Source organism: Micromonospora orduensis (genome assembly GCF_006228125.1).
Classification (GTDB): Bacteria; Actinomycetota; Actinomycetes; order Mycobacteriales; family Micromonosporaceae; genus Micromonospora; species Micromonospora orduensis.
The window spans coordinates 21,562-28,496 of the sequence record NZ_VDFY01000263.1 but is presented as its reverse complement, the minus strand read 5'-3'; the positions used below and the strand labels follow the sequence as shown (position 1 = coordinate 28,496).

General features: G+C 71.4%; 7 protein-coding genes. 6 read left to right on the top strand and 1 reads right to left on the bottom strand.

Going from position 1 to position 6,935, the window contains the following annotated elements; genetic code table 11:
* The first annotated feature begins 287 nt into the window (after positions 1-287).
* Complete coding sequence (locus tag FHG89_RS29180; protein WP_139587619.1) at positions 288-479, top strand: hypothetical protein; 192 nt, start codon at positions 288-290, stop codon at positions 477-479.
* Between the two features lie 76 nt (positions 480-555).
* On the opposite strand, the gene FHG89_RS29175 is transcribed toward FHG89_RS29180, so the two are convergent.
* The gene (locus tag FHG89_RS29175) at positions 556-1,941 is read right to left on the bottom strand and encodes a cation:dicarboxylate symporter family transporter (protein WP_139587618.1); all 1,386 of its coding nucleotides are present in this window, start codon (positions 1,939-1,941) and stop codon (positions 556-558) included.
* Between the two features lie 84 nt (positions 1,942-2,025).
* Between FHG89_RS29175 and FHG89_RS29170 the strand changes: the two genes are divergently transcribed.
* The 5 genes from FHG89_RS29170 to abc-f all read left to right on the top strand — a co-directional run bounded on the left by FHG89_RS29170 (position 2,026) and on the right by abc-f (position 6,916).
* A complete protein-coding gene (locus FHG89_RS29170; RefSeq protein ID WP_139587617.1) occupies positions 2,026-3,612 on the top strand; it encodes an ATP-binding protein in 1,587 nt (528 codons plus the stop codon).
* Entirely contained in the window at positions 3,609-4,304 is a 696-nt protein-coding gene (locus FHG89_RS29165) for a response regulator (protein ID WP_139587616.1), read from the top strand. Before FHG89_RS29170 ends, FHG89_RS29165 begins: the two co-directional genes overlap by 4 nt.
* 87 nt (positions 4,305-4,391) lie before the next feature.
* Positions 4,392-4,592: a hypothetical protein gene (locus tag FHG89_RS29160; protein WP_139587615.1), complete on the top strand. Its 201-nt coding sequence runs from the start codon at positions 4,392-4,394 to the stop codon at positions 4,590-4,592.
* A 103-nt stretch (positions 4,593-4,695) separates the two neighbouring features.
* Positions 4,696-4,992, top strand: coding sequence for a PIN domain-containing protein (locus FHG89_RS29155; protein ID WP_244295967.1), 297 nt, complete (start codon positions 4,696-4,698; stop codon positions 4,990-4,992).
* A 286-nt stretch (positions 4,993-5,278) separates the two neighbouring features.
* Positions 5,279-6,916: a ribosomal protection-like ABC-F family protein gene (gene abc-f / locus FHG89_RS29150; RefSeq protein WP_139587614.1), complete on the top strand. Its 1,638-nt coding sequence runs from the start codon at positions 5,279-5,281 to the stop codon at positions 6,914-6,916.
* Positions 6,917-6,935 lie beyond the last annotated feature (19 nt).

Genomic DNA, 6,935 nt, shown 5'->3' with positions numbered 1-6,935 from the left:
CCCCCGGGTCCGTCGCAGCACCCCTCCCGGCCCCCCATTGTCCACGGCGCCCCTCGGTGGCGGCGCGTTTCGCGGCAACCCTGGCAGGATGCCGCGGTGCGCATCACCCCCGCCTCGTGACGCCGTACCGGGTCCCGTCGAACTCCCCTCGCGTACCCGATTCGCCCAGCACCGCCGACACTCCCGCCGTTCAGCGGTGGCCGCATCTGGCGGTCCATCGGCTCCCCGACGGGGCGGTGCTCCACGAGGTTGTCGCCGATCAGCTTCACCCGCGGCCGGCGTCGGACATGGCGGAGGAGTACGGCCACCAGCGGCACTGGCTCGTCGACGCGACGCGGGGCGAGGTGCTCGGTCGGGTGGAGTACCCGGTGCCCGTGTCGGAGAGCCCGATGGCACTTGGCGACGGCACCTGGCTGACCTGCGGCGAGGACCCCTTCCACCTCCTGCTCTGGAGTCGTGAGCCGACGCGTCCATGGTGATCGACGCGGGTTCGGCGATATCGGGGTGTCCTGGTGGCGGGGACACCCCGATATCGCCGAGTCGGAGCCGATCCCGTCAGGCGGGCACGGCCGTCGCCTTCTCGTCGTCGGACCGCTGCGCCGCCGTCTCGTCCTCGTCGTCGTGCTCGTCGAGCATGGTCGCCTCGTCGAACGGGTCGTCGCCGCGCAGCACCCCCGCCGCCCGGTCCCTGTCGAACTCGCCGGTCCAGGTGCCGACGAGCACGGTCGCCACGGCGTTGCCGGCGAAGTTCGTCAACGCCCGGGCCTCGGACATGAAGCGGTCGATGCCGACGATCAGCCCGACCCCGTCGACGAGGTCCGGGCGGTGCGACTGGAGTCCACCGGCGAGCGTGGCCAGCCCGGCGCCGGTGACGCCCGCCGCGCCCTTCGAGGCGATGACCATGAACAGCAGCAGCGAGATCTGCTCCCCGACGGCGAGCGGTTTGCCCAGCGCGTCGGCGATGAACAGCGACGCCATGGTCAGGTAGATCGCCGTGCCGTCGAGGTTGAACGAGTACCCGGTCGGCACCGTGATGCCGACGACAGGCTTGCTGACCCCGAAGTGCTCCATCTTGGCGATCAGTCGCGGCAGCGCCGACTCGGACGACGAGGTGGACAGGATCAGCAGGAACTCCCGGCCCAGGTAGCGCAGCAGCGAGAAGATCGAGATCCGGGCAATGAACCAGAGCAGCGCGCCCAGGACCACCAGCACGAAGATCAGGCAGGTGACGTAGAAGCCCACCATGATCTGGGCGAGGCTCTTGAGGGCGTCCACGCCTGTCGCGCCGACCACGGCCGCCATCGCGCCGAACGCGCCGATCGGCGCCAGCCACATGATCATGGCGAGGACCTTGAAGACGACCCGCTGGATGACGGCGATGGCCCCGAGCACCGGCTCACCGCGCCGACCCATGGCCTGCACGGCGAAGCCGACCAGCAGCGCGACCAGCAGCGTCTGGAGCACCTCACCCTCGGTGAGAGCGGAGAACAGCGTCGTCGGGATGACGCCGAGCAGGAATTCCGCGGTCCCGCCGGCCTCGTCGCCCGCCGCGGCCTTGCCGGCGCCGGCGAGGTCCTGGCCGAGGTTCAGGCCGGAGCCGGGGTGGATGAGGTTGCCGACGACCAGGCCGATGGCGAGCGCGACTGTCGACATGGTCAGGAAGTAGCCGAGGGCGAGGCCGCCGACCTTGCCGACCTTCGCGGCCTGCCGGACGGAGCCGACGCCGAGCACGATGGTGCAGAAGATGACCGGGCTGATCATCATCTTGATCAGGTTGACGAAGCCGGTGCCGATCGGCTTGAGTTCCTTGCCGAAATCGGGGGCGACCAGGCCGACCACGATGCCGGCGAGCACGGCCACGATGACGGCCAGGTACAGGTAACGGGTACGGTCCCGGCGGGCCGACGGCTCCGCCGTGGTGGTGGCTGCGGTGGTGTCCATGTCGACAATGTGAAGCGCGTCTCACCCGTTGACAGCCTTGCGGTCATTCTGTTCACCGCGAAAAACCCCGAGGAGGTGGTGGAGGTGGCCCGACGCCAGTGGAGCATCGCGGGGCAGCTGTTCGCCCTCCAGGCGGTGGTGGTGACGCTGCTCGTGCTGGCCGGTGCGGCGGGCGCCGTGTGGCTGGCCCGCGTCGACTCCCGCCAGGCAGCGCAGGAGGAGGTGCTCGCGGTGGCGCAGACCGTGGCCCGCTCCCCCGACGTCCGCGCGGCCCTCACGACCGCCGACCCGGCCAGCACCCTCCAGCCGTACGCCGAATCGACCCGGCTGGCCACGGGCACCGACTTCGTGGTCGTGATGGCCCCCGACCGCACCCGTTTCTCGCACCCCACCCCGAATCTGATCGGCCAGCCGTTCGTCGGGGAGATCGGGCCCGCCCTGGCGGGCCACCCGTTCACCACCACAAACGTCGGGACGCTCGGCGAGTCGGTGCGCGCGGTGGTGCCGGTGTACGACGAGCAGCGGCGCATCGTCGGCCTGGTCTCGGTGGGCATCACCACCCGGGCCATCAACCGCAAGCTGCTGCGCCAGCTTCCCGTGCTGCTCGGCGTCGCGGCGCCGGCGCTCGCGCTCGCCGCGACCGGTTCGTGGCTGCTCAGCCGCCGACTGCGCCGCCAGACCCACGGCCTCGGGCCGGCGCAGATGACCAGGATGTACGAGTACTACGACGCGGTCCTGCACTCGGTGCGCGAGGGTCTCGTGGTGCTGACCACCGATCGGCGGGTGGCGCTGATCAACGACGAGGGCCGGCGGTTGCTCGGTCTCGACGCGGACGAGCCGGTCACCGACCAGCCGGTGGCCGGGATCGACCTGCCGCCCGCCGTGGCCGAGCTGCTCGGCTCCGGGCGCGATGCCCTCGACGAGCCCATGTTGGCCGGCGACCGGGTGCTGGTGGCCAACCAGCGGACCGCCCGCTTCGAGGGGGCACCGCTCGGCACCGTGCTGACCCTGCGCGACCAGACCGAGCTGCGCACCCTCGCCAGCGAGCTGGACTCGGTCCGCGCGCTGACCGAGGCGTTGCAGGCGCAGACCCACGAGTCGGCCAATCGCCTGCACACCGTCCTCACGCTGGTGGAGCTGGGCCGCGCCGACGAGGCGGTCCGGCTCGGCACCCGGGACCTGGCCCACGCGCAGCAGCTGACCGACCGGGTGGTCGACGCGGTCACCGAGCCGGCCCTGGCCGCGCTGCTGCTCGGCAAGTCCGCGCAGGCCGGCGAGCGCGGCGTGGACCTCGTCATCGAGCCGGACTGCCGCCTCGACGACAGCCCGTTGCCGACCAACGACCTGCTCACCGTCGTCGGCAACCTGATCGACAACGCCCTGGAGGCGGTCGCCGGCACGCCCCCGCCGCGTAGGGTGCGGGTCTTCGTCGGCGCCGTCGACGACGAACTGGTGGTCCAGGTCGCCGACAGCGGGCCCGGGCTGGCCGAGGACCGGGTGGCGGACGCGTTCCGGCGCGGCTGGTCCACGAAGAGCAGCGGCCGGGGTCTCGGTCTGGCGCTGATCGGGCAGGTGGTCCGCCGCCACGGTGGCCGTCACGAGGTGGCCCGCTCCGACGACGGCGGCAGCCTGTTCACCGTCCGCCTGCCCGGTGGGGGTGCACGACCGTGACCGACATCCGGGTGCTGGTCGTCGAGGACGAGCCGCTGCTGGCCGAGGCGCACGCCGCGTACACCGAACGGGTTCGGGGTTTCGTGGTGGTCGGGGTGGCGCACACCGCGCGGGCGGCGGTGGCGGCCCTGCGCGCCAACGACGGCGGCGACGTGGACCTCGTACTCCTGGATTTTCGGCTGCCCGACCTGCACGGCCTGGACGTCTGCCGGGCGCTGCGCGCGGCCGGCAGCAGTGTCGACGTGCTCGCGGTGACCTCCGCGCGGGACCTGGCGGTGGTGCGCACCGCGGTGTCCCTCGGGGTGACCCACTACCTGCTCAAACCGTTCACGTTCGCGGCGTTCCGCGACAAGCTGGAGCGCTACGCGGACTACCGCGCGCAGGCGCTCGCCGACGGTGAGGTGGCCGCCCAGCACGACGTGGACCGGATGTTCGCCACCCTGCGCGGCACCGCCGGGCACAGCCTGCCCAAGGGCCTCGACGCGCAGACCCTCAATCGGGTACGCGCGGCGCTGGCTGACGGATCCGGCCCGGGGGCGGGGTTGTCCGCGACCGAGGTGAGCGCGGCGACCGGCATCTCCCGGGTGACCGCCCGCCGCTACCTGGAGTACCTGGTCACCATCGACCGCGCGGTCCGCACCCCCCGCTACGGCACCCCGGGCCGCCCCGAGGTCGAGTACCGCCCCCGCTGAGCGGGGCATGACACGGGCCGCGAGATGCCGCCCGCCGATGGTGGAAGTGGGAGAATCGACGTCGAACCGATACCCCGGAGGTGAGCCGTGACGTCGAGCAATGCCGAACGGATGCCCGAGTGGCCGACGGCTGAGCACGTGCCGGCCGAGGAACTGGCCCGTCGTCAGGGCATTCAACCCATCGCCTCGGTGGACGACCTGGCGCGTCCGGACCTCTTCGAGTCGGACGAGGAACTGGACGAGTTCCTCGCCGACCTGTACACCTCTCGGCGGGCCGGCGCCGCATGAGCCTTGTCGTTCTGGACACCGACGTCGCGTCAGCGATCCTGCGGGGCGGCTTCCTGAGCGCCTCCGTGCCCGTCTGGTTGGTAAGACCCTGTGCATCACTTTCGTGACGCTCGGGGAGCTGACCAAGTGGACAGCACTCCGGAGCTGGGGTCCGCGCAAGCTCGCTGACCTGGCACAATGGCGGTCGGGGATCGTGTTGCTTCCCTTCGACGAGGCGGTAGCCGTGACCTGGGGGCACGTTCAAGCGCGGGCTCAGCACCGGGGACGGCCCCGACCGACAAACGACTCCTGGATCGCAGCTTGCTGCCTGGTTGACCGGCTACCGCTGGCGACTTTCAACAGCAAGGATTTCGCCGACTTCGCTGAGTACGACGGGCTGCGTCTCTTCGACGTGTCCTAGCTTCGGCAACGCCGAGCATCGCTGTCCGCTACTGCGAAGCGGCACCTGGCCGGGAATCCGGTGGCGTGGTGAAGATCCGTTGTTAGACTCGGCGCGTTGGGTTGGCGGTACGACCAGGGAGACCAGACATGGCGGGTGACGACGACATCTCCGGGTGAGACCGGACATGTTCGGCCATCGGTCCGGCGCGCGTGTGCGCGGCGCCGTGGCCGTCTCGTCGTTCCATCGGTCCCCGTTGTCGTCGGGCGGCTCTGGCGCGCCCACCCCACCCTCTGAGGTCACTCGCATGTCTGATGCGTACATCGTCTGCTCGAACCTGTCCTTCTCCTGGCCGGACGACACCCCGGTCTTCTCGGAGCTGTCCTTCACCGTCCCGGGGGGTCGCACCGGCCTGGTCGCGCCCAACGGCGCCGGCAAGAGCACCCTGCTGCGGCTGATCGCCGGGGAGCTGACGCCAAGCGGCGGCAGCGTCACCGTCGAGGGCGTGGTCGGTTACCTCCCGCAGACGCTGCCGCTGGTCGGCGACGTGACCGTGGCCCAGGTGCTGGGCGTCGCCGAACGGATCGCGGCGCTGCACGCCATCGAGGCCGGCGACGCGAGCGAGGCGCATTTCGCCACCATCGGCGACGACTGGGACATCGAGGAGCGCACCCGCGCCGAACTGGACCGCCTCGGCCTGGGTGACCTGGCGCTCGACCGGCGGCTGCACACCCTCAGCGGCGGTCAGGTGGTCTCCCTCGGCCTGGCGGCGCAACTGCTCCGACGGCCCGACGTGCTGCTGCTCGACGAGCCGACCAACAACCTGGACCTGGAGGCTCGGCACAAGCTCTACGACGTGCTGTCCGACTGGTCCGGGTGCCTGCTGCTGGTCAGCCACGACCGGGAGCTGCTGGACCGGATGGACCGCATCGCCGAGCTGGAACGAGGCGAGATCAACTGGTACGGGGGCACCTTCACCGCGTACACCGAGGCGGTGCAGGCGGCGCGGGAGGTGGCCGAGAGCAACCTGCGCAACGCCGAGCAGGAGGTCAAGCGGGAGAAGCGGGAGATGCAGCAGGCCCGCGAGCGCGCCGACCGGCGGGCCAGCAACGCCTCCAAGAACCTGAAGAACGCCGGGCTGGCCCGGATCGTGGCCGGCGGCCTCAAGCGCAGCGCGCAGGAGTCGGCGGGCAGATCGCAGGAGACCCACTCCGCCCGGCTCGGCTCGGCCAAGGCCCGTCTGGACGAGGCCGGCCGGGCGGTCCGCGACGAGGACAAGATCACCGTCGACCTGCCGGACACCACCGTCCCGTCCGGACGGACGGTCTTCTCCGGTACGGGGATGCGGGCCCGCTTCGACGATCGGGAGCTGTTCGGCGGCGACGGCGCCGACCTGGTGATCCGGGGGCCGGAGCGGATCGCGCTCACCGGGGCGAACGGCGTCGGCAAGTCGACCCTGCTGCGCCTCGTCAACGGTGACCTCGAACCGGCCGGTGGCGAGATCCGGCGGGCCGACGGGCGGATCGCGTACCTGTCGCAGCGGCTGGACCTGCTGGACCTCGACCGCACGGTGGCGGAGAACTTCGCCGCGTACGCGCCGAGCCTGCCGGACGCCAAACGGATGAACCTGCTGGCCCGGTTCCTGTTCCGGGGCTCGCGGGTGAACCTGCCGGTCGGGGTGCTCTCCGGCGGTGAGCGGCTGCGCGCCACCCTGGCCTGTGTGCTCTGCGCCGAACCGGCACCGCAACTGCTGCTGCTCGACGAGCCGACCAACAACCTGGACCTGGTAAGCGTCGCCCAACTGGAGAGCGCGCTGACCGCGTACCAGGGGGCGTTCGTGGTGGTGAGCCACGACGAGCGGTTCCTCGCCGAGATCGGCGTGCAGCGCTGGTTGCGGCTGGCCGACGGCCAGCTGCGCGAGATCGCGGCCCCCGACCGGGGCTGAGCCCGACGGCCGTCCGTGG

Excerpts from the sequence above, each read along its gene's own strand:
- FHG89_RS29180 (WP_139587619.1), top strand. The coding sequence starts at position 288 with ATGGCGGAGGAGTACGGCCACCAGCGGCACTGGCTCGTCGACGCGACG.
- FHG89_RS29175 (WP_139587618.1), bottom strand. The coding sequence starts at position 1,941 with ATGGACACCACCGCAGCCACCACCACGGCGGAGCCGTCGGCCCGCCGG.
- abc-f (WP_139587614.1), top strand. The coding sequence starts at position 5,279 with ATGTCTGATGCGTACATCGTCTGCTCGAACCTGTCCTTCTCCTGGCCG.